Origin of the sequence: Mesorhizobium sp. M0998 (assembly GCF_040318885.1) — a bacterium.
Taxonomy (GTDB): domain Bacteria; phylum Pseudomonadota; class Alphaproteobacteria; order Rhizobiales; family Rhizobiaceae; genus Mesorhizobium.
On record NZ_JAMYND010000040.1, the window covers coordinates 17,578 to 39,642 of the forward strand.

Consider the following 22,065-nt stretch of genomic DNA (forward strand, 5'->3'; position numbering starts at 1 on the left):
GGCGCTCATCGGAGGTACTTAAAAGGAATATCCCTTGTTCTCCGTAAGCGCGATTTTCCCTGCACGTTGACGCCGGCGCTTTCGACGGATGGCCTTCGAATTGGGAACGGTATCTGGTCTGATCAGACTGCTGTTGCTTTGGCGAAGTTGAAGGGCAGCAGATCGTAGATATCAGCGTCCTCGTTGCGTTGAGGTAGTTCAGTGAGGACGTGGCGCAGCCACGCTAACGGCTCGACGCCACAGGCGCGGCAGGTCAACATCAGGCTGTAGATGACGGCGCTGGCCCTGGCTCCGTCGACGGTATCGCTGAACAGCCAACTTTTCCGGCCAGTGGCAAAGATTCTGATGTCACGCTCGAGAAGATTGTTGTCGATCGGCATGCTGCCGTCCTCGGTGTAACGAGTCAGATATCCCCATTGGTTCAGGGTGTAGGAGACGGCGTCGCCGAGCTTGCTGTCCGGCAAGACTTTTGGGGCGATGTCGTCGAGCCATGCCTTGAGAGCCTGGAGGATCGGGACACTATGTTGCTGGCGGAAGCGGCGAATGCAGTCATCTCGCGTTTCGCCGTCATCGGGGATTTCGTTCCGCGCCTGCCTTTCAACCCGATAGAGCTGTTCGAAGAACCGGAGTGCCTGTTCCGGCGGGCCGCCGCCTTTCTTCCTCGCCTTTAGGGCATCGACGAAGCGCCGCCTGGAATGGGCCATGCAGCCAAGATGCGTTGCCCCTTCCAGCGTGCGCCAGGCGGAATAACCGTCACTCATCACGATGCCGCGGTAATCGCCCAAGAAGGTCTGCGGGTGTATCTGGCCGCGACCCGGCTGATAATCGAGCAGCACGATCGGCTCGTCACTGTCGTGGCCGCTCCGGTATGCCCACATGTACGAGGTGCTGGTGGCCTCTCTGTCCATTTCCTTCAGCACCTGGACCGTGGTCTCGTCGCCATGAATGAGGGGCTGCGATCTGAGCCGCAGCTTCAGCACCTCATAGATGCGGGCGAGATGCTTTTCGCTCGAGCCGATCACCCAGTGACCCAGAGCGCCACGGCTGACAGGAACGCCCGCGCGCTCGAAGGCCTGCGCCAGGCGGTAGAGCGGTGTGCCGTCGACGTATTTGTGAACGAGCGCGAAGGCCAGCGTCGAAGCCGTGGCGATGCTGCCCGGCAAGGGTTGCGCGGGCATCGGCGCGGTCACGACCGGCGTGTTGATGCCGGTACGCTCACAATGACGGCAAGCATACTTGAACCGCACATTCTGCAGGACCTTCGCTTTCACCTCGATATGAAGTTGCTCGGTAACGGCCTCGCCCATGCGATGCATCTGGTGACGGCAGCAAGGACAAGCCTTCTGATCGTCGGGAAGGTCATACTCGACGCGCTCGCGCGGCAGGTTTTCCGGCAAGGCCTTGCGGCCGCGCTTCTTTCCCGTCGCCCCTTCGCTCGCCGGCAAGCCCGTGTCCGGCAGGACAACGACGTCGCCATCTTCGTTGTCGGCGGCGTCCTCATCCGCGGCCTGTTCGGCTTCATTGAAGAGGCGGTCAATGTGCTTTTCACTGCGCGGCGCAAAACGATGCAGTCGTGCAAGCGCCAGCTCTTCCTCGAGTTTGACGACGCGTTCGGTGAGTTGACGGTTCTGCGCCTGCAGCGCAGCAATACGCGCCATCAACGCTTCAACAGTCGGTTCGCCGGGTCGATTCATCAGATTCTTGAATCGAAAGCATGCCGCCGCGTCAACCGCTCAATTCGAGAGCCCTCAACCCGCAACCTGATATTGCCGCACCGGATGGCGGACCAATCGCATCGATGTCGATGCCGTCGAGGATCCAGTGCAATTGCTCGGGCGTAAGCGTGACCACCGCTGCCTCCCGGCGCGGCCACCGGAACTTGTCCTCGGTCAGCCGCTTCAGGACCAGCACAAAGCCCGACCGATCGAAGAACAGGAGCTTCATCCGGTCGCGACGGCGATTGCAGAACGCAAAAACCGCCGGAGCAAACGGATCGAGCGCCATCGTCTCTTGGACCAGAACCGCAAGGCTGTTGATGCCGGCCCGGAAGTCGATCGGCTCGCGGTGCAGGTAAACTTTCAGGTCAGCGCCCAGTCTGAACATGACCCAGTGCTCCGATGGTCGCCGTCAACGCATCCACATCACCGCATTCCAGCGTCAACTTCACGCCGTTCGGCAGCGACGCGCTCACCTTGGCTGGAGAGGAAAAAGGCGCTGTCCTTTTCGATGCCGACCTACGTGCCCCATCGCAAGTCCCCGGCAAATCCACCGCAGCCATGCTGCTCTGTCGCAGCAAGGCCCGATCGGAAGTGCGTTCAATCTGAACCGGGATGAACGCCGATGGTGGGGGCTGTGGGAGGGACTGGGTCTCCGCCCGCTTCTTTATCCACTTCCGAAGAAGGTTCGCATTGACCCCATGTTCGAGCGCAAGCCTCGATACCGACACGCCAGGCTCAAGACAGGCCGAGACAAGACGGTCCTTCGATGCCGGGTCGTATCGGCGTCGCCCCCCGACCGACAAGCCTCACCCGCAGTTTCTGCTCATCTTCTTCCATCACAAGGTGTCCACCTATTTTGGTGGACACCTCATGCATCAGAGCACTCAACAGCAAAAGGTGCGGGGAAATTCGCGCTTACTGTTCTCCGTACAGCTGACACGTCGGCACATGGCCATATCGGCGTCAAGCTCGTCACGGTGTCGCCCGACAACAATGGCGTAGGCAAACCCGCGGTGATGGGGCTTTACCTCCTGCTCGACGGCGCGACGGGCCGCTCCTTCCATGCGCTCTTTCGGCAGCACGGAGAGAACAAGTTGATAGATGGGTAACGCTTTGAACCGGATACCCGACGAGACGCTCCAGTTCGCCGATCCGAGCCAATGCCTTCGAAAGCTCGTCAAGCGCTTCCGACGGCAATGCCGGCGCTGCACCGCCCGGGTCGTCCGCCTCACCTAGCCGGCGTACCGCTCGCGGCGGACCCATGCGACCGCGCAGAGCTGCTGGCCCGCCTGCACGAAACTGCTTCTGCCAGCGATAGAGACCCTTGCCAGAGATGCCGAGCTCCCGCGCCAACTTGCTCATATTGGCGCCCGCAGCCATGCGTTACACCGCCGCTCTCTTGAATTCGCCACTGAACCGCCGCCCCGGGTTCTTCTCTCCTCATCAGCTCTCCTTAACGAATGGAGAACTGTTACCCTTTTCGTGTCTCAGAATCGGGGTGCACCACACCGGTTCGGACAGGATATTCGGATATTCCTTTTAAGTACCTCCGATGAGCGCCGCCCGCCAGCTTCCCGTTCGGAATAGCATTTGCACTCGAAGTGCCCGCACGCTGTGATGATGGCTCACCATTGCAGCAATCGAGGGTGGCATGACAGAGCTCGCGATCGATCAGGGAGTGGTGCGCGAGCAAGTGCTTGGGGTACCCGTGCACGCGCTGGGCTTGGCGCAGGCAGTCAACTGCGTCTTCGACTGGGCCCTGCGGCGGGAGAGCCGAACGGTTTTCCTGTGCAATGCCCACAGTGTCGTCACCGCCCGCCGCAATCGCGCCCATGCCGAAGCGATGGATAGCGCCGATCTTGTCGCGCCCGATGGAGCGCCGGTGGCCTGGATGCTGAGACGGCAGGGACACGTGGATCAGCCGCGCATCGCCGGACCGGACCTGATGTGGATTTGTTGCCGGAGGGCATCGGAACTGGGCTCGGCAATGTTCCTGTACGGCGGCAGCCCGGGCACTCTCCAGCGTCTCGAACAGTGCATTCGAACCGAGTTTGCCGGCATAAACATCGTGGGCTCTTACTCACCTCCGCCCCGCCCTCTGTCGGCCGAGGAGGATGAGGCAGTGGTCGGAATGATCAATCAGTCCGGTGCGAGGATCATGTGGGTGGGGCTCGGATGTCCCAAGCAGGAAAGCTGGATGCAGGCGCATCGCGGCCGGATCAATGCGGTCATGTTAGGGGTAGGAGCAGCTTTCGATTTCCACGCCGGAGACGTCAAACGGGCGCCGCAATGGATGCAGAAGAGCGGGCTGGAATGGCTGCACCGGCTCTTCCAGGATCCCCGCCGGCTGGCGAGCAGGTATCTCGTGACGAACAGCCTGTTCATCCTGGCTTTGTTGCAGGCAACGCTGCTTCCCAGGCGCAGACTTCGTGACGGTTAGAGGGAGGCGGAACCAGTGAACACACTTGGACCGCCGTATTGCCGATCTGCGCCAACTTCTTCACGGCCGGCTGTTCTTTGGCGCTGCTTCTGGGAGGCGGCGCTGCCATATCTGGACTGGGTGGTTTGCATTGCCTCGACAGGCACCTGACTGGAGGCTACCATGACCCTGAGCAAACAGGCCGCCAGTCTGGCTGTCCTGCATGTCACCGACGTCCTGCAGCCGCTGATCATCTTGCCCTATGCCGGGCGTGTCCTCGGACCCATGAGTTTCGGGCGCTACGCGTATGCGCTCGCCATCGGACAACTCGCTGCCGTCGTTGTGGCCTATGGATTTCATTGGACGGCGCAGCGCAGGGTAGCTTCCCTCCGATACGAGCCGGCGGCGATCGCGTCCCTGGTTGCTCAGGTCATGGCCACCAAGGCAGTGCTGTTCATTGCCGTATGCCTGGTGGGCCTTGTGCTGGCCGGCGACGTGCTGGCGCTCAGTAGGCCGACATTCCTGTGCGCGATGCTCTCGGCCGCCGGCGGCATTATTTTTCCGGCATGGCTCTTCGTCGGCCTTGAACGCGCCTGGCAGGCGGCCGTCGCCGTGGTTGTTGCTCGCGTTCTGGCGCTCGTCTGTTTCGTCGCCATGGTCGCATCACCTGACCAGGTCGCACTCGCCGTTGCCATCCAGAGCGCAGTTCCCGTCGTCAGTGGCGTCATCTGCTTACCTTTCATCCTTCCCATTGGGTTCGGCGGCTTCAGGTCCGTCACGCTTTCGACGATTGGAATGCAGCTGCGCAATGGCTGGAGGGGATGCCTTTTCATAGCCGTGGAGACTGCCCTCGTCACCCTCCCTGTTGCCCTTGTCCAGCATTTCGCAGGCTATGTCGCAGCCGGGCAATATTCTGTCGCCGAAAAGTTTCTGTTAGCCTCGAGAGTATTTTTCAAGTTGCTTATGGATACTTTCATACCGAGGGTTTCATACTACGCTCATGTCGATCCGGCTGCCGGGGTTCGATTGATAAGAAGATCACTATTCACCGTAGCGGGCGGGGCGGCGATGAGTATTGGAATGTTCTTTATTGCTCCATACATAATTTTGATTCTGTTTGGAGATAAATTTTCAGGAGCGACACCTATAGTGCGTGCGATGGCAATCATACCATTTCTTATGAATATAAATACATTCACATCAAATGTATTTATGTTTAGTTACGGATATGAAAACGAATGGGCGGCCCTTAATGCAGCCGGTCTGCTAGTATTCCTGGTGGCCGCATATTCTTTGTCTTTCGTCATGGCGGAGCAAGCCATTGTTTACGCGATGGTGGCGAAGGAAGTCGTCGTGCTGGTGGTTTCAGCCGGCTTCTTCCTCATTGGCGGAGCGGCAGTCCTTCGCACGGCGGCGGCTTGCGACGCAGGCCGGGTGCGAGCACATCCCCCGGCGTCCCAATCCGCGCCGTTGGAGCACGAGGCCGATCGTTTCCAGTCGTAGGAGAGTCTGTATGTTCGCCACCGATCACTTCGTCGTTCAGCCGTCCGGGTCGCCTCACCAGCAGATACCTCCCAAGGATCGCGACGAGCTGACCGTGAAAGACATCTTGAGATTTATTCGAAGCAGTTGGCGCCTTTGCCTCCTCTGGATGGTTGTAAGCCTTGGTGTCGGCGGCGCATATACAGTCCTTTCGCCTGGATATTACAGCGCTTATGCGACGATCCTCCTTTCATCTCCGCCCGCTCCGCAACCGGGCGAAGCTCAGGCGGATGAGAGGGTCTATGTAGAGAGCCAGATACAGGTCATTCAGTCGGACGAAGTCGTCGGACGTGTTGTTGACCACACTGGCTTAGCGGAAGACGAAGAGTTTGTGACGGACGACAGCTTGCGCACCCGGATATCCAGCTATGTGCAGGGCCAATTGGCGTCTCACTTCGGCACCGAACTGCCGACGGCGGAGCCAAATATTCGGGATGAGGCGATGGTCCTTGTGAGGCGCGCGTTTTCCGTTCTTCAGATGGGTTCCTCCAGCGCCGTCGAGATCGGGGTCACCTCTTCCGATCCTCAGTTCTCCGCCATGCTCGCGAACGCGATCGCCGACGGTTACATCGGAAATCAGCGCGAGCGCAGGCAGGCGGCTGGCGCGGAAGAAGCATCTGATCTGCACAAGCGGCTGGCGGAACTTCGGGAAAAGGCTTTTGTGACCGAATCACTGAAGGAACTCCAATCGGACCCTGAATCTGCGGAGAGGGCAAGAGTCCTTTTCCGCGAGCAGCAGAGCGCGGCCGAGGTTTATCGCTCGCTTTACAATGCCCTTCTGCAGCGGACCCTCTCCGATTTTAGCGCCTCGTCGCTGATCCCGAGCGCAAGGGTCATCACCGCGGCCGAACCGCCTCGCCAACGCAGTTGGCCGCCACCCGTCCTGATGGTAGCCCTCTCCGTTATGGCCGGTGGGGTTGCCGGCGTTGGTCACGCATTGATCAGGCAAGCAATGAACCACCGCCTGATAACGGTCGAGGATGTGCACAGGTCGACCGGCCTTGATCGGATTGTAGGGATACGCAGAATTCCCCGCCGCAGGTGGAATGTTGTGGGGCCATGCGAGCAGTCTTTGCAGCCCGTCTACTCAAAGGACGCTCCCGAGCTTCACAGCTCGCTGAGCAAAATTGCCAGCCGTATGCGCGGAGTTCAGGGCCGCCAAGGCGGATTTGTAATCGGCGTTGCTTCACCCCTCGCCAAGTCCGGAAGCTCCACGGTGGCGGTTCATCTCGCAAGGCTCATTGCGGCGACCGGGCAAAAGACACTGCTCATTGATGCCAATTGGCAAAAGCCATCGATGAACCAGCCAATGGTGAACGCGGAGCCAGGTCGCAAGCTCGCAAGGGCGTTTGCCATCATTCCCGCGCATCAGGGAGGGCTGGAAGTTCTGGTTCTCAGGCCCACCGGGTCAATCTCCGAGTTGAATGCCTCGCTCTCCATCTCCGCTGCACTCCAGCATCTGCAGCAAGAATACAGTTGTATAGTGGTTGATTTTCACAGCACCGATCGCATCGCTGATCTGGAAGCTGCCATGGGCGTCATCAACGAGGTCCTTTTGGTGTTGCAGGCACGCCGCACTTTCGCGGATCACCTCAAGGGAATCCTGCGCATCATCCCTGCAGAGAAACTCTCGGCAGTAATTTTGACCAGGATGAACCGTGCGGCTTTCAGTCCTAACCGGGAATACAGGCCATGACCTCGCCAGCGACATTGTCACGCAGGAAGGGTTCAAAGCCGGTCGACCTCGTTTCCAGCCATTCCCCTGACGTGCTCGACTACACCCTCTTTCTCTCGGGCATTTGGCTGGCCTGCGCCCTCGCAATATCCCTGCGCCTGCTTGGCCTTTTCTTCATAGTGGTCCCGGTCGGTGTCTGTCTGGCCTATGCCTTGCTGCGGCAGACGGTGCCGCCTCGTCTGCTCGCGGTCTACACCGCCTTCTGCCTCTTCATTGCCCTGCTGTCCAGATACAGGCTGATGCCGGATTCCTGGCAGGTTCACTTCCTTCAAGAAGCAGTCACAAGGCAAATCGTCCCGATTGCTGGATTCTTCGCCGTCGCATGGGCGTCCAAGGCTTATTTCCGCCGCAGGCTGATGAGCGGCAATGCCTTTTTTGGTGCACCCGTTTTCCTGTTCCTGTCTCTCGTTGTCGCGCCGGCGGTGATGTTTCAGCAGGACGTGCAATATCCGCGCGCATCTGGGCAAGCCGCGATAGTGATTCTTTATGGTGCGCTGATCAACAACATGGTCATTGCCGTGTTTTTCATTGCAGGCGGTATCTTTCTGACGAACGACTGGCGCCGATACGGCGGCATTTTGCTCCTTTTGGGAATAGCCCTCGCCAGCCCCTTGGCTCAGTTCAAGGTGCTTGCGGTCACGACGATCGTCATTCTGATTGGCGTGCCCGGCCGGTTGATGGCCGCAGCTTTGGCGACCGCACTGACTTCGGCTTATGCCGTCGGGCTCAACTTCATACCTCAAACCTTTGCTCTGGACCCGAACTCCGGGATCCGACTCGCGTTCATTTCGGACGCACTCGTATCCGTTGCGGATACATACGGGTTTGGCATCGGATTTGGGAGGGAATCTGTCCGATGGCGATACGAGTTTCCCGGATTCGAGGATATTACCTTTCTTCCCGACACCCATAATATTACGCATGCCAGAATGCTTGAGGTACTCTCGACAGGAATTCACAATTCGTTCTTTCAAGCCATATTGCGGACGGGGGTCATTGGTTTCATTTTGATCGTGTCTGCCATTTTGGTGGCCTTCCCGCCAAATCGACTGCCACGCGGTGTTCGCAATCATGCGTCCACGGTCTTCATCACGATTTTCCTCGCCATGTTCGTCAATCCGGCCCTGGAGAGCCCTCTACAGATTGTGGGAATTGCTTTCTCATACGGCTATTTGATTGCGCTTCGCGCCAGCGTTCCGGCCTTGGCTGTGGAACTTCCTCCAGTTGAACCGGATCGAACGCAGCATTACGCTTGTTCATACATCGGAACGAACATGGATGCGGCCTCCCGACATAGGGCAGGCTATCGGTCTCGGTAGAAGGGATCGCGTTGTACGATTTTGGCGCGGCAGGAGCAGGGGAGCCGTCCACTGATGTGCCCGCTCATGCGGCGGCGCCGTGCCGGTCCGGTCCATCAGGAGTGCCTCGAAAGAGCCAGCGAGCCAGCCATTTTGCCTCGGCCTCGGCTATGCCTCTTCTGGTAGCATAGGGCCATCCACTGCGCAGGTTCGCCCGCGCCGGAGAAACCCGTAATAAGCCGCCCGTAGAGATACGGGGGCAACCCGTTGGGGGACCCATGAAGCTGTTGAGATCCTTGTTGTCGGCGCTGTCGATGACCATGGCTTCGACCCGCCTCGCTTCGTTTGCTGGCGCCATCGCTCTGATTCCGACAGCGGCACTTGCCGACTACAAGCTAAAGCCCGGAGATACGCTGGAAGTATCGGTCCCTGGTATTCCGGATTTCAGGCAGCGATTGCTGATCGGAGTGGACGGCGAGGTGAACTTGGCGCTGGTTGGAGCGGTTCAAATCAGCGGCCTTTCCGTTCAACAAGCGCAGGAAATAATCGCCGGCAGTCTCGCCAGCAAGCCCTATCGGCGGGGGACCGAGGACGGCCGTGAAATAACGCAGCTGATCCAAACGGACCAGGTCTTCGTTTCGCTTGCCGAATACCGGCCCATCTATGTTTATGGTGATGTGGCCAGGCCGGGAGAGTACATCTTCCGGCCGGGTATGACCGTCCGACAGTCTGTGGCGGTTGCGGGTGGCTACAGCGCTGCCCAGGTTCGCATCGCCAATCCGCTCATGGAAGCGGCCGATTTCCGTTCCGAGTACAAAGCCCTATGGGCGCAATTCGCAACGGAACAGGTTCGCATTTGGCGCCTTCGCACCGAACTCGGCGAAGAAGTCGAACATGTCGAGAACGCACCGGTGCCTGAGGCGCTCGCCGAACGATTGAAGCAAACGGCAACAGCGCATATCGAAGCTCGTCAGTCAGACAGTGAAAAGGACAAGGAGCTTCTGCGACGTGCTGTCGAGGAGGCTAACATGCAACTGGGGCTCCTGTCTGAAAAGAAGAAGAAGGACGAGGAGGGAAGCCAGGCCGACACCGACGACTACGAGAGAGTCAGGACGCTGTTTCAGAAGGGCCTGGCGGCGACCACGCGCCTATCTGAAGCCCGTCGAGCGGCGCTTATGTCATCAACCCAACTGCTCGATACGATCGTCCAGGCATCGAACATCGAGCGCCAGCGCGGCGAATATGTCAGACAGATGAACAAGATCGACAGTGAACGACGAATCGCGGCCTTGGGAGAGCTACAGGAGGCCTATATGAATCTGGCCCAGACCTCGGCGCGTCTTGAGGGTACTGCGCAGAAGCTGGCGCTTACAGGTCAAGCGCAATCCACCTTGCTGATAGCCGCGGGTCGGCCCGAGATAACAGTGCATAGAAAGCGAGAGCAGGGCGCCGAGACGCTCCCTGGCAGCGAAGATCTCGGGCTTGCGCCCGGCGACGTTGTGGAGGTCGTTTTGCCAAAGGTCGACTTTTCCGGAGCCGTCGCGTCGTCGCCACCGGCGTCCGGGATGCCGAATTGAGATTCGGACGTGGCGGACTGCGATGCGCGTCTTAATGGTTCATAATTTCTACCAGATAAGGGCCGGAGAGGACAGCGTGGTTCGGGAGGAGCTCGCGTGCCTCAAGCAGAATGGGGTCGACGTCGAGCTGTTCTCCGCCACGAATGACGATATCGTGTCGGTCGCGCGGAAGATTTCTAGCGCCGTGGGGGTCATCTACAACCCTCATTCACGGCGGACCCTGTCCCGAAAATTGGCGGAATTTTCACCGGATGTCGTCCATATCCACAATTTCTTTCCTCTCCTGAGCCCCTCCATCCTGGATGCGTGCCGCGAGGCCGGCGTGCCATCAGTGATGACCTTGCACAATTTCAGGATTCTCTGTCCCAGCGCCTTGCTTTATCCCGATGAGAGGCTTCGGGAGCGAAGTCTCCGCCACGCCTGCTGGTGGACTGTTCCGAAGAAGGTCTACAGGAATTCCCTGGCGGGCACGCTCGCCGTCGCCGCAATGGTCGAGTTTCACAAGCGGGCCGGCACCTGGTCCCGCAAGGTCGACCGCTTCATTGCCCTTACCGACTGGGCCAGGCACAAGCTTGTGGAAGGCGGCCTGCCGGCCGAACGCATCGTCGTCAAGCCGAATGCGGTTGCCAGGCCGCCGATCTTCGGTGACCTTCGTCGCAATGGAGGGCTGTTCGTCGGACGACTGGATGAGCACCACAAGGGAGTGGCCACGCTGCTCGAGGCGTGGAAGGAGATCGACTATCCGCTGCGGATCATCGGCGACGGGCCGTTGGCTCCGCTCGTCGAGCAGTCTGCGGGCGAGCGCGTGGAATATCTCGGGCGTCAGTCGCGCGACACGGTGCTGAAGGAGATGCAGGCTGCAGCATTCCTGCTCTTTCCGTCGAAAGGCTATGAATTGTTTCCCATGACCGTCATCGAGGCCTTCGCAAGCCGGCTGCCGGTCATCTGCACGGATTTGCCGTGGATCAAGGGGGTCGTTGAGCCAGACGTCACCGGCCTTGTCGTTCCTGTCGGCAATGCCGGCGCGTTGGCCGATCAGGTGCGCTGGGCGCTTTCAAACCGATCTGCCTTGCAGGAAGTGGCAGGCAGGGCCTATGCCGCCTATCAGGAGCGGTACACGCCCGAAGCAAACTTCAATCGGCTGATGGCCATCTATGAACCCCTGGTCAGGCGCCCGATCCGGGCCTTAGCGGCAGTGTCGTGAGGTGGGCCGGAACATGGGCTGGCAGGAACCGACCAGGGCGGCCCATAGGGCAGACCAAGCTTCACGCGTCAACAAGCGCAGTGCGGGCCGGGGTACTCCCCATTTGCTCGAGGATCGATCCTGCCGCCTCGCATACTTCGGCGAGGTCCTCTTTTGCTTCCATTGCTGAAACACGGTGCCACTGGAGGCTGCGGCCGCCCGCAGGCACCTGTTGTCACGGTTCGATCGAATGCGCATTGTCTTGACCCGGCGCGAACCTTTGGATTCACCTGATGGTGTGAGCATCTTCATTGTGGCACTTGCCCAGGCGTTGCTCGAACTGGGGCACCAGGTGCAGATCGTGGTCGGCACCTTCGAAAGCGCGAAATTCCAGCGACTTCTTTCGCCTCGCCTCAAGTTGCCGATAATCGGATTGAGCCGCACGCGGTTGACCGGACCGGCCTCAGTCGCGGCATGGCTGCGGGCGATCGGTATCATCAATCGGTTCCGGCCGGACCTTGTCATCCACAGCGAGACGGTGCCGCTACCGCTGCGTGGCACGATCGTCCAGGTCGTTCACGATCTCGAGAGGCGGAAAGGGCCGCTTGCGGCAGTATGGCGAGCCATTCGACGCGCGAGCATGCGGCGCTGCCACTACGTCGTCGCCTCCACGACCGAGCTTCAGGAGGAACTGGTGCGAGATCTTGGGCTGCCAAGCGACCAAATCCTGAAAATTCCCAAATGCATCGATCGCCAGTCATATGCGTCTCGTGGGCTGGCAGAGCGCGAGCGGGCAATCCTCCATGCCGGCACGTCGCCCTACAAGGTGCCAGAGGCGACGATCCGGGCATTCGGCGCCCTCAACGACCCTTCCGTACGGCTCTACCTGACGGGTGACATCACACGACCGGTGACGAAGGCGGTCGACGCTCTTCCTGAAGCGATACGGGGGCACGTGGTCCTTCTCGGGATGGCAGAGGGAGCACGCGTTCGCGAACTACACAGCCGCGTTCGCGTCGCCGCTTTCCCCACGCGCTATACGGTCCCTGTCGCCTCGGCAACGGTGATGGAGGCGATCGCCACCGGCACGCCCATCGTCGGGTCTTCAAGGCTCAGCCGGGATCTGCTCGCGGATGGCGTGAATGGGGCAGTGGTCGAACCACAGGCCGAGGCGATGGCGGCAGCGCTGAAGGCTGTGCTGGACGATGATGACCTTTGGTCGCGTTTGTCGGCAGGTGCCGGCCAGTGGGTGGGACGGTTCGATGCACAGGGAGTCGCAAAGCAATATCTCGAGCTCGCGGATCTCTGCGGACATGGGAGATGACAAAGGGACTGCCGAGCCGCAGCGGCATTCAGGCTCGCAGATCGTCAGCGGCTTCCTCGGGCACCTTGGACCCTCGCTGAAAGCTTCTTACGATTGGGGATTGCGATGATCATCGGCTACTGTCGTATCAACACCTTCGAACCCGCTGCCAGGCTGGAGGCGCAAAAGCTTTATCTTGCCCGCTTGGGAGCCGAGAAGTTCTTCTGCGAGAAGACTGGCATATTCGGTTCGACGCCGGAGCTCGAGAGGGCGATCGCATGTGTCAGGAAAGGAGACGTGATTGCGGTCACGAAGCCGTACCGTGTTGCGCGCACAACCCGCGAAGTGCTGGCGCTCATCGAAAGGCTTGGCAGCAAGCATGTCGGTCTTCGCATCGTCGACACACCTATCGATACGAGCACGACGACGGGACGCATGATTCTTGCATCAGCGCCTCTCTGGACGCTTGGGATGTCGCCGTCGCGGTCAATGCTGTCAGACCTGCTTCTCTTTTGGCGTCGTCGTCGATAGGGCCACATCGGATCTCTGCTCACTGCCAGTTGAAGGCAAGCCGCAATGGCGGTCTGGGATCAAATGGCTTGCGCTCGATGGACCAACCGGCATGCACGGCCGCCCTTTGCCAGATGAGGTTGCGGGGACTGGCGAGCGCGTAGACGCAGCAGTCCCTAACACTGTGCTTTTCAGCGCCTTCTGATATCCGGGTATGGAACGACAGGCCGTTGGATGTCGGGGCGTCCCTGCCGTCCCGTGGCTCATTGTAGGTGTCCCGGCTCCGGCAGCGGTTGAACGAACAACCGCCACTGCCGACCTTGCCCTGCGGAACGGCCGAGAAGGCGCCGTTGCCCTGTTGAACGGCATCGACCTCATCGACCCGGCAATTGAAGCTTCCCTCCAGCATGACGCCAGCGCCCGTGGGACTGTTGTTGTAGAAGACGAGTCCACGTCGAATTGTACAGCGATCCGAGTGAAAGGCGGAAATGTTGTCCTCGGTCCAGGAGGTGGGACCGTTCTCGGCCGAGAATTCTTCCAGGCTGGTATCCGGAGAGCGGTCGAACTGCACATTCTGTCCACGGGGGAACGGCCCGCGCGCGTCGTGGAGTTCGAGGAAGCTCATCTGGGTGCCTGGACAGTCGAAGACATAGATATTGGAGGAGCCGCGGGACGCCTTGACACGGATGATGATCGCATCGGGGCAGCTTTCCAGCTCTATGTTGTTGCGGTTCTGGCTTGGTTCGGTCCCCGGGGGAACGCCGACATGATCGATCTCGAGATCCTGCAAGCGTATTCCGGCGGCTCCGCGGGCGTATATTCCGCTGCCCATGGCATGACGAATGCGGCAGCTGCGTACGATGACGCCCTGATGGAGTGCCGTGATCCCGTTGCCATAGGGGGCGTAAATGTCAAGGTTTTCAATGATCTGCCCATCCGCGCGCGTGAGCACGGGTCCACTTGGACGCGCAAGGGAGACGGCACCCCCGAACCATTTATCGCCCGATCGCCCCTGGGCCAGAGGCACCGCTGCACCGACGGCACCCGAGGCAGGCAGCGCTAGCAGCCCGGCAAGGAGACGGCGCCGATTAAGGCGCCGGGGTTCAAGAGACTGCCGGCCGCGCAACATGAAATTTATCAGCCCGCCCAGTTCGGGTGCCAAACGTCGATTCGGCTTGTGCGGAGACGTCGAGGTGGCCAACGCGATGCAGATAAACCCTACCTCTCGGCAAGGCGGCTTCTTCGGTCAGGTTGTCGTCAGGCATCCCCATTCTTCCCCTGTGCGCCAGCGGCGCAGGTTCGCGAAGAATGCACATCGGCGGCAGGCTTATGCACGCACAGCACTTCGCACACCATCTCTCCATTCTGGCCGCCGCGAAAGCCCTTCATAAGGCTTAACTCCGATGGGCAAAGTGCCATCGGCCGGATTCCCTGCCATTCTCTGAAGCTGGTAATAAGCGGAGCGCGAGGCGATGTCGGTTGAAGCGGACGTCTTTGACTATGTGATCGTCGGAGCCGGGGCGGCAGGCTGCGTCTTGGCCAATCGTCTGGCGGCTGATGGGACCAATATGGTCTGCCTGCTCGAGGCGGGCCCGGCCGACAGCAGCATCCTTCTGCACATTCCGGCGGGACTCTACAAGACATCCTCGAATCCGAAATATGCCTGGCAGTTCGACACGGAGCCTAGTCCGGGGACGGCCAACCGTTCTATTCCGATGTCGCAGGGCAAGACACTAGGCGGTTCGACCGCAATTAACGGGATGAACTACAACCGCGGCGCGGCTGCAGACTTCGACGAGTGGGCCCACCAGGGCAATCGAGGCTGGGGCTACGCCGACGTGCTGTCCTATTTCAAGAGAACCGAGCGGAGGCTTGGGGCATGCGATCCCTTCTACCGCGGGACGGACGGACTGCTTCCAGTTACAGATTGCGATTGGCGACATCCACTATGTGATGCATTCATCGAGGCCGCGCTCAATGCCGGCATCCCGCGTAATCCCGACTACAATGCGGCAAGCCAGGCCGGTGTGGGCTACTATCAGCGCTATATCGATAACGGATGGCGCGTGAGCGCAGCGCGGGCTTTCCTACGGCCGATCGCCAGAAAGAAGAACTTGGACGTCCGCACGAACGCGCAGGCCACGGCCGTCCTGTTCGAGGGAAAGCGTGCCATCGGCGTTCGATATGGACGAGGGGGGCCGGGTCATCCCACCAGCTGTGTGAAGGCCCGTCGAGAGGTGATCCTCTCCGCTGGCGCGGCGAACTCACCAAAGCTGCTGCAGCTGTCAGGCGTGGGTGCTGCGAGAATGCTCTCCGGCTTTGGAATTCCGGTTGTGCACGAATCCCCCGGTGTCGGTGCAAATGTTCAGGACCACTACATAGTCCACCTGATCGCCCGGGTGGAGGGCATCGAAACGGTCAGCGGACACGGCTTCGCCCTCCTGCGCGAGGCAGCGAAATGGATGCTGGGCCGCCCGAACTTTCTCGCCGTCAGCCCGTCGCTCGTCTACGGGTTCGTCAACTCGCGGGATCTTCACTCCACCCCCGATATCCAGCTTGACCTTGCCCTGGGCAATTATACCGATCACGGCGGCGCGCGGCGGTTGCCGGTCATCAAGCTTGGCTATTATCAGTTGCGACCGAAGAGCGTCGGACATGTTCGGGCGGTCTCGGCAGATCCGTCACAAGCGCCGCTGATCCAGCCCAACTATCTCGCCGATGATCAGGACCGACAGGTCGTCATCAACGGCATGAAGACTGTGCAGCAGCTGTTTCGGGCCCCCGAGCTCAGGCGCTACAACTGCACGGAAGAGCTTCCCGGCCCGAAAACAACGGACGACGCCGACCGGCTGCAGTTTGCCCGCGAAACCGGGCTGACAGCCTATCATTTGTGCGGATCGTGCCGGATGGGCCCATCCGCTAGTGTTGAATCTGTCGTGGACGACCAGTTGCGGGTCCACGGCCTCGAGGGCCTGCGGGTCGTTGATGCTTCCATTATGCCCTCCGTTCCCTCGGCCAACACTTCGGCCGCTGTCTTTATGATCGCGGAAAAGGCAGCAGACATGATCCTGGGTCGGCAACCCCTCCCGGCACTGGAGCACTATGCGCCGGGCCAACCTGCGGCGGCCGAATAGTTGAAAGTCGAATGACAAGTGCCGGGAGAATTCCTTGAAGAGACGTACACTGGTTGCCTCTGAATTCAATGCGAAGGACCGGGCTCACTTTGCGTCGGCGTATGAGTTTTGCCGCATCGTTGCCGAATGCGAGGATGCCGATCTGATCGCCCCTGGCATCGACAACTACCTAACGAGACGCTTTCACGCCATTTTGCCAAAGCACGACCCTCACAACGTCCAGCGTGACTTCAACAGACTGACAAACGCGTTTCGCAAAGGGCTGGGGTTAATGAATGCGCCAAGCATTGAGCATGTTCGGCTCACGCAAGATTATGACCTTTTCTTCTTCGTCGCCTGGAGTCCGCAAAGCCTTGTAGAATTGTCTCGGATCCACGACTGGCGCCGCCGATGCAAGGTTGCTGTCGCGTATCTGTTCGAGCTCTGGTCGAGCACTCTCGAAGAGGACCGCCGATATCTGAAGCTCCTGGACCAGTTCGACCACGTGTTCCTGTTGCACAGCGCGTGCATACCTCGCCTGCCTCAATACACCCGCACGCCCTGTTCCTTCCTTGCCACGGCCGTCGACGGCCTCATTGCAACGCCGTACCTATCGCCGGTCAAACGCGTGATCGACGTATACTCGATCGGGAACCGAGCCGCGAAGATACACCGACAGCTTCTGAAGCTGGCCGAAGAGCGGGACCTCTTCTATCTCTACGACACGCTCGCAAGCACAGATTCCCGGGTGAAGGCGTGGCATGAGCATCGTTTGCTGCTCGCCAATATCATCAGGCGCACGCGCTATTTCATGGCTTTCAGTCCAGCGACGCTTGCAAACTCGAAGGCCGTCACGGTTGCCGGCGAGCAGGTGCTGCCTGCCCGTCTTTTCGAAGGGGCCGCGGGGGGCGCCGTCATGCTTGGGACCGCGCCGCAATGCGCCGAATTCGGCGCGCACTTCGACTGGCCAGACGCAGTGATCGAGGTATCACCAGACTCGAGCCATATCGCAGACGTAATTGGCGAACTCGACGCAAACCCCTGCCGTACGGAATTGTTGCGCCGGACAAGTACGGTCCGTTGCCTGGAGATGCACGATTGGGTCTACCGTTGGGATCACATCCTAGCCACGATCGGCATGCAGCCGCTCCCACGCCTCCACGTTCGCAAGCTCCAGCTGCGACGGATCGCCGCCGATGCTATGGCGCTCGCCTAGACGATCAGGCCCTAAAATGAGACCCGGTTTCGGGTTCGGCGCTCAGCGGTGCCCAAAAAAAGAGAAAGAGCGGCAGTTTCGAACCGGTCGCTTCCGTCGGAGCGTCCGCCGCTCCAGGCCTGCGCGCGAGAGCATATCATTTCGAGGTACTCGAAAGACTAACAGGCGCCGGAAGCGGGCAAGGAAGGTCGGTGTGTCCGCCGGCTCTACCCTTTGGGGTTAGAGCTTATGCCGAATTGGATTCGCGCAGTGTCGCTGCCATTCTCTGGCCATTCCCCGTGCTACCGCAGCCACCGCAATCGAACTTCGCGTGAAGGGGCAATGATCGCAGGCGAGGGGTGCCACGTCACGCTGGGCACTCCGGTGGTTTTCAGCAGAGGAGGGGGGTCGTCCGATGTTGGTCGATGAATGCGGCTTCGAACGCAGGTGAACGTCATGGCACTTCTTCATGAAGGCCCCCGTGCGGGCGCCACGTCAAACGCACCGCGGTGGAACGCGCCCCTCAAGGTCAATGTTCTTCTGCAGTCGTCTCCGCTTCTCGAGGCAATGTCCGTCGTGCTGCTCAGCATCGGCTCGGGAATGGTATATGATCTTGTGAGTTTCGGACATTTCGGCGAGTACGGCCGGAACTTCGGGCTCGGTGTTGTTGTAGCCGCCCTTTTTTCGACTTCCGCATATGCGCGCGGCCTGTATCTGAGTTCCGAGCTGCGGTCGCTGGCCTCTCAGATCAAGGAGGTCGCGCTGATCTGGACGGCGGTCTTTCTTTGCCTGTCGGTTGTGGCGCTTGCACTCAAGGTGGGAGACATGTTTTCGCGCCAAGCCCTCATGCTGTTCTTCGTGACGGGACTTGGCGGCATCATCTTCGTGCGCCTTGGCGCCGGACGACTGTTTGCCTCGCTGACCAGGTCGGACATGCTTGCCAAACCGCAAGTAGTGATCGTAACGCAATCGGACGTGCGCGTGCCAAGCGGCGTTGTCCAGGCAATCGAGGCTTCCGGATGCCAGGTCTGCCAAACGATTACATTGCCTGCTGCATCCAGCGAGAGCTCGCTCCTTGAGTGTATGGATAAGCTCATTGAACATGTGCGTCGGCGTTCGGTCGACGAGATAGTCCTTGCTGTCAGTTGGGCTGACATATCCCTGATTGAGAAAATCACGGCCCACCTTTGCGTGGTCGCGGTACCCGTAAGGCTCCTACCGGACCACGTCGTTAGCGCACTCTTGAAGCGACCTGTCGTCAACCTGGGGGGGACGAGGGCGATAGAATTGCAAAGCGCGCCCCTGACGGCGCCTCAGCTCCTGATGAAGCGGCTCTTCGATCTTGTGCTGACCACTGTCGCCCTCCCATTTCTTCTGCCCCCTTTGGCCGTTGTTGCGGCGCTGATTGCGCTCGAATCCAGGGCGCCGGTGCTCTTCTGTCAGCGTCGGGCCGGGTTCAATGGCCGCACGTTCAAGATCTATAAGTTCCGAACGATGACGATCCTGGAGGACGGGCCCATTGTCCATCAAGCCTGCAGGGGCGATCCCCGCGTCACCCGCGTTGGGCGCATATTGAGAAGGTTTAGTATCGACGAGATTCCACAGCTATGGAACGTGCTGAAGGGCGACATGTCGTTGGTAGGCCCACGGCCGCACGCGCTCGCGCATGACAGCGAATACAGCCAGATCATCTCTCTTTATCCGGCTCGGCACAAGGTGAAGCCGGGGGTCACCGGCTGGGCACAAATAAATGGCTGGCGCGGCGCGACGCCTGATGTTTACATGATGATCAAGCGTGTCGAACACGATATGTGGTACGTCAACAACTGGTCGGTCTGGCTCGACGTAAAGATCCTGCTTCTGACCATCCCCCGCATCTGGACGGGGCGAAACGCCGTCTAGCCCAACTTTGCCGATTTATGTGGCAAGTGATTGATTTGCAAGGAGTGGCGGCTGGCCGACGACCCATCGATTAACTGCCAAGCGACACCCCACTCGGAAAAAGCGAACCTCTTCTTCGGTATAAATTGAATACGACTTTGGGTGAGGCTCGACACCATGAGAGGTGCGGCTCTACTACAAAAGGCGCTGTTACAGAACAACTGAATGCAAGCGATGATCAGGGCGAAAAACAGCGACCGCTCAATGCATAACCTGCGACTTCAAGCAAAAGTGCCCGCACGGCAACGGCGTTGGCAAGTTACCGCTTTGGGAGCGGAGGGGGAATGCCATGAAGATCGTGTCTCTCTGGTCGTGAGTTCCACTCGAATCGAACGATCTCCACGCCCAGACAAACGAGGATGACGGCTTCTGTGAGCCCGCAACAAACCCGAACCACTGACCGAACTGCGGGGCCTCCCCTTGTAGAGTACGCTACGGCGAGGTTAGTTCCCCAAGGTCGGCTTGCATGCATCAAAGGGCAAAACATCCTGCTCAGTTCAACGCAGGGGGTAGTCTTTGCGCTCAATGACACTGCGGCGGATATCTGGCGCTCGCTTGAAGAAGGCGTGCCGGTCCAGGCTATCTTGGGCGAGATGGCAGCCCGTGGCGTTGATAGGCAAGAGGCCTATGGCTATGTCGAGGCTGCCCTTCAAGACTGGGAACGGCTCGGCCTAATCCAGCCTGCTCCACCGCCGTGCCCAACCGCAGCTCATCAACATATCTGCCAGGTCGTTGCTGTTCCAGGCGTGTGTGTGCGCATACTGTATCCGGCTGCCGTCGCCTTTCCGGCCGCGACCGTATTTCAGCATCTCGAAGTTCGAAACAGGGCCGTCGACGTCCTATTCCATCTGGTTGAGCGTGGGCAGCGGATCCACCTGTTCCGGGATGGCCACTGGACTAATTCCTGTGGTCGAGACCAGATACCGATTATGGTCAAAGGGCAACTGCTGGCCGAAGTGCTTGGGCACAGTGAATATGAACTCGCCCTGCATGCGGCGGCGCTGTTCAAGAACGGCCGCACGCTCCTCCTTTGTGGTAACCCTGGCTCGGGCAAGACGACCCTGACATTGGCGCTGGTCCACGCGGGGTTTGGCTTCGCGGCAGACGATGTGACACTTCTCGACTCGGCCGGACAGAGTATCGGCCTTGCTTTTGCGCCTTCAGTCAAATCGGGATCATGGTCCATTCTCGGACAATATTTCCCCGAACTCGGCAGGTCTCGGGTTTACCGGCGTCCCGATCGCAGGCGTGTGCGTTTTCTTGTGCCTAGGGATCATGTCCCTACCGTTCCCCGGCCCGTGGGCTGGGTGGTCTTGCTCTGTCGGACACAGGATGCCAAACCTTCCCTGCGCGTGATCGACCCGAGCGAGATCCTGGGTGGCTTGCTGAACGGCGCCTTTGCGCGGAATAAAGAGCTAAGTAGCACTGCATTCGACGCTCTTTGCCAAGTCATCCGCTCGGCAGAGGGCTTTTGCCTGACCTATGCCAAATTGGGTGACGGGTTGGAACTGCTGAAGGCGGCGTGCCGATGAAGCCTACCAGGGATGCGTTCGAGGCCCTGATCGCGGGACTTAACGGGCGCCTGGTGGTAACGGCCGACTGGCTGGCGGTAATTGCACTCGCCAACCACACTCTGCTTACGCCCGTCTTGTGCGCCACTCTTGCGCACACGGGCCAGCTTGACCGGCTCCCCGAAGGGGTGGGCCAGTATCTTCAGTTCATTTACGGCTGCAACCGGGAACGCAATTTGCGCTTGCGCAGGCAGCTGAACGAAGCCGTTGCTGCCCTCAATCAGGGGAGCGTCGTTCCGGTCCTGCTCAAAGGGGCCGTTCCCTTGTTCCTTTCGTCGAGCGGCAGGGTTCCCGACAGAATCATGAGCGATCTCGACTTGGCTGTGGAAACGACAAAAGAAGGGGCTGCCCGGGCTTGTCTTGCCAAGCTTGGCTACGCCGAAGTGACGGTCGCTGGTGGCATGGCGCGCCCGCAAGATGTCGGTCTCCTGGAGCTCCGGCCGTACCGGGAAATTGACCGCGAGCCCCCGAGGCTTGCCCGCCGTCACGGGCTTAGGGCGAAAATCCCCGCCCCACAGTCTAGGGCCCTCCACTGGATCATGCATGATCTCATCAAGGAGGCGGACTACTGGCGCGGAAGGACCGACTTTCGCCACCTTTATGATCTGGCACGGCTGGCGGAGCAGCATAAGCTGGATTGGGCGGAGCTCCGAACATCCTTGCCCGATCAGAATGCGCGGAATGCGTTCGATACTCAACTCTTGGCCTTGAGTCACTTCTTTGGCGTCATAGCACCGGCGCAATATGTGCGGCGTCCCTTGGTTCGCTTTCAACACTGGCGGCGCGTCTTCCCCTTGTACCATCCCGTCCTCGGCGTTCCATTGCGCCTGGTCGGCAATTCGCTGTGGGGTATGTGGCGACTCCTACATGGCGATGGCTGGGGCCGACGGAGTCCGCTCGACTTTGGACGCCGCGCAACCAGCATCCTCCTTGACGGCGATCTCGGGTCAAAAGTGTAGT

Annotated in this window: 16 protein-coding genes and 3 pseudogenes; 14 read left to right on the forward strand and 5 right to left on the reverse strand. The window is 59.9% G+C overall.

Features of this window, described 5'->3' with window-relative positions:
* Window positions 1–122: 122 nt before the first annotated feature.
* From tnpC to tnpA, 3 genes and pseudogenes are all read right to left on the reverse strand, one after another.
* Window positions 123–1,694 carry an IS66 family transposase gene (gene tnpC / locus NKH59_RS27355; protein WP_353023618.1) on the reverse strand — a complete coding sequence of 524 codons (1,572 nt, stop codon included), beginning with the start codon at window positions 1,692–1,694 and terminating at the stop codon, window positions 123–125.
* A 31-nt stretch (window positions 1,695–1,725) separates the two neighbouring features.
* Entirely contained in the window at window positions 1,726–2,103 is a 378-nt protein-coding gene (gene tnpB, locus NKH59_RS27360) for an IS66 family insertion sequence element accessory protein TnpB (RefSeq protein ID WP_353023620.1), read from the reverse strand.
* Window positions 2,084–2,555, reverse strand: a pseudogene (gene tnpA / locus NKH59_RS27365) (IS66-like element accessory protein TnpA). The gene tnpB and the pseudogene tnpA overlap by 20 nt, the downstream one beginning before the upstream one ends.
* A gap of 95 nt (window positions 2,556–2,650) precedes the next feature.
* Between tnpA and NKH59_RS27370 the strand changes: the two are divergent.
* Window positions 2,651–2,770 (forward strand): annotated as a pseudogene (locus NKH59_RS27370) (bifunctional Delta(1)-pyrroline-2-carboxylate/Delta(1)-piperideine-2-carboxylate reductase); the annotation flags it as partial.
* Between the two features lie 202 nt (window positions 2,771–2,972).
* On the opposite strand, the pseudogene NKH59_RS27375 reads toward NKH59_RS27370, so the two are convergent.
* Window positions 2,973–3,098 (reverse strand): annotated as a pseudogene (locus NKH59_RS27375) (helix-turn-helix domain-containing protein); the annotation flags it as partial.
* 271 nt (window positions 3,099–3,369) lie between these two features.
* Between NKH59_RS27375 and NKH59_RS27380 the strand changes: the two are divergent.
* From NKH59_RS27380 to NKH59_RS27415, 8 genes are all read left to right on the forward strand, one after another.
* Window positions 3,370–4,158: a WecB/TagA/CpsF family glycosyltransferase gene (locus tag NKH59_RS27380; protein ID WP_353023622.1), complete on the forward strand. Its 789-nt coding sequence runs from the start codon at window positions 3,370–3,372 to the stop codon at window positions 4,156–4,158.
* 162 nt (window positions 4,159–4,320) lie between these two features.
* Window positions 4,321–5,640 carry an oligosaccharide flippase family protein gene (locus tag NKH59_RS27385; protein WP_352473820.1) on the forward strand — a complete coding sequence of 440 codons (1,320 nt, stop codon included), beginning with the start codon at window positions 4,321–4,323 and terminating at the stop codon, window positions 5,638–5,640.
* Between the two features lie 10 nt (window positions 5,641–5,650).
* The gene (locus NKH59_RS27390; RefSeq protein ID WP_352473818.1) at window positions 5,651–7,375 is read left to right on the forward strand and encodes a GumC family protein; all 1,725 of its coding nucleotides are present in this window, start codon (window positions 5,651–5,653) and stop codon (window positions 7,373–7,375) included.
* The gene (locus tag NKH59_RS27395) at window positions 7,372–8,733 is read left to right on the forward strand and encodes a hypothetical protein (protein ID WP_353023624.1); all 1,362 of its coding nucleotides are present in this window, start codon (window positions 7,372–7,374) and stop codon (window positions 8,731–8,733) included. The genes NKH59_RS27390 and NKH59_RS27395 overlap by 4 nt, the downstream gene beginning before the upstream one ends.
* Window positions 8,734–8,990: 257 nt before the next feature.
* Window positions 8,991–10,289, forward strand: coding sequence for a polysaccharide biosynthesis/export family protein (locus NKH59_RS27400; RefSeq protein ID WP_352981087.1), 1,299 nt, complete (start codon window positions 8,991–8,993; stop codon window positions 10,287–10,289).
* Complete coding sequence (locus tag NKH59_RS27405; protein WP_352473815.1) at window positions 10,195–11,493, forward strand: glycosyltransferase family 4 protein; 1,299 nt, start codon at window positions 10,195–10,197, stop codon at window positions 11,491–11,493. The genes NKH59_RS27400 and NKH59_RS27405 overlap by 95 nt, the downstream gene beginning before the upstream one ends.
* Window positions 11,494–11,770: 277 nt before the next feature.
* Window positions 11,771–12,796: a glycosyltransferase family 4 protein gene (locus NKH59_RS27410; RefSeq protein ID WP_352542502.1), complete on the forward strand. Its 1,026-nt coding sequence runs from the start codon at window positions 11,771–11,773 to the stop codon at window positions 12,794–12,796.
* A 105-nt stretch (window positions 12,797–12,901) separates the two neighbouring features.
* Window positions 12,902–13,306, forward strand: a complete 405-nt coding sequence (locus NKH59_RS27415; protein ID WP_352473812.1) for a recombinase family protein — start codon at window positions 12,902–12,904, stop codon at window positions 13,304–13,306.
* A 19-nt stretch (window positions 13,307–13,325) separates the two neighbouring features.
* Here the strand turns inward: NKH59_RS27415 and NKH59_RS27420 are convergent, their stop codons facing one another.
* A complete protein-coding gene (locus tag NKH59_RS27420; protein WP_353023626.1) occupies window positions 13,326–14,237 on the reverse strand; it encodes a right-handed parallel beta-helix repeat-containing protein in 912 nt (303 codons plus the stop codon).
* Between the two features lie 520 nt (window positions 14,238–14,757).
* On the opposite strand from NKH59_RS27420, the gene NKH59_RS27425 reads away from it, so the two are divergent.
* The 5 genes from NKH59_RS27425 to NKH59_RS27445 all read left to right on the forward strand — a co-directional run bounded on the left by NKH59_RS27425 (window position 14,758) and on the right by NKH59_RS27445 (window position 22,064).
* Window positions 14,758–16,419, forward strand: coding sequence for a GMC family oxidoreductase (locus NKH59_RS27425; RefSeq protein WP_353023628.1), 1,662 nt, complete (start codon window positions 14,758–14,760; stop codon window positions 16,417–16,419).
* 34 nt (window positions 16,420–16,453) lie between these two features.
* The gene (locus NKH59_RS27430) at window positions 16,454–17,614 is read left to right on the forward strand and encodes a glycosyltransferase (RefSeq protein ID WP_352542500.1); all 1,161 of its coding nucleotides are present in this window, start codon (window positions 16,454–16,456) and stop codon (window positions 17,612–17,614) included.
* Between the two features lie 435 nt (window positions 17,615–18,049).
* The gene (locus NKH59_RS27435; RefSeq protein ID WP_352542499.1) at window positions 18,050–19,495 is read left to right on the forward strand and encodes an undecaprenyl-phosphate glucose phosphotransferase; all 1,446 of its coding nucleotides are present in this window, start codon (window positions 18,050–18,052) and stop codon (window positions 19,493–19,495) included.
* Between the two features lie 410 nt (window positions 19,496–19,905).
* Window positions 19,906–21,066: a PqqD family peptide modification chaperone gene (locus NKH59_RS27440; RefSeq protein ID WP_352818828.1), complete on the forward strand. Its 1,161-nt coding sequence runs from the start codon at window positions 19,906–19,908 to the stop codon at window positions 21,064–21,066.
* Window positions 21,063–22,064 (forward strand): nucleotidyltransferase family protein, encoded by a 1,002-nt coding sequence (locus NKH59_RS27445; protein ID WP_352818825.1) that lies wholly within the window; start codon window positions 21,063–21,065, stop codon window positions 22,062–22,064. The genes NKH59_RS27440 and NKH59_RS27445 overlap by 4 nt, the downstream gene beginning before the upstream one ends.
* Window position 22,065 lies beyond the last annotated feature (1 nt).

Bases quoted from the DNA above. Each gene is read 5' to 3' on its own strand.
- NKH59_RS27390 (WP_352473818.1), top strand. From the start codon at position 5,651: ATGTTCGCCACCGATCACTTCGTCGTTCAGCCGTCCGGGTCGCCTCAC.
- NKH59_RS27435 (WP_352542499.1), top strand. From the start codon at position 18,050: ATGGCACTTCTTCATGAAGGCCCCCGTGCGGGCGCCACGTCAAACGCA.
- tnpB (WP_353023620.1), bottom strand. From the start codon at position 2,103: ATGTTCAGACTGGGCGCTGACCTGAAAGTTTACCTGCACCGCGAGCCG.
- NKH59_RS27400 (WP_352981087.1), top strand. From the start codon at position 8,991: ATGAAGCTGTTGAGATCCTTGTTGTCGGCGCTGTCGATGACCATGGCT.
- NKH59_RS27425 (WP_353023628.1), top strand. From the start codon at position 14,758: ATGTCGGTTGAAGCGGACGTCTTTGACTATGTGATCGTCGGAGCCGGG.
- tnpC (WP_353023618.1), bottom strand. From the start codon at position 1,694: ATGAATCGACCCGGCGAACCGACTGTTGAAGCGTTGATGGCGCGTATT.
- NKH59_RS27415 (WP_352473812.1), top strand. From the start codon at position 12,902: ATGATCATCGGCTACTGTCGTATCAACACCTTCGAACCCGCTGCCAGG.
- NKH59_RS27385 (WP_352473820.1), top strand. From the start codon at position 4,321: ATGACCCTGAGCAAACAGGCCGCCAGTCTGGCTGTCCTGCATGTCACC.
- NKH59_RS27380 (WP_353023622.1), top strand. From the start codon at position 3,370: ATGACAGAGCTCGCGATCGATCAGGGAGTGGTGCGCGAGCAAGTGCTT.
- NKH59_RS27445 (WP_352818825.1), top strand. From the start codon at position 21,063: ATGAAGCCTACCAGGGATGCGTTCGAGGCCCTGATCGCGGGACTTAAC.
- NKH59_RS27395 (WP_353023624.1), top strand. From the start codon at position 7,372: ATGACCTCGCCAGCGACATTGTCACGCAGGAAGGGTTCAAAGCCGGTC.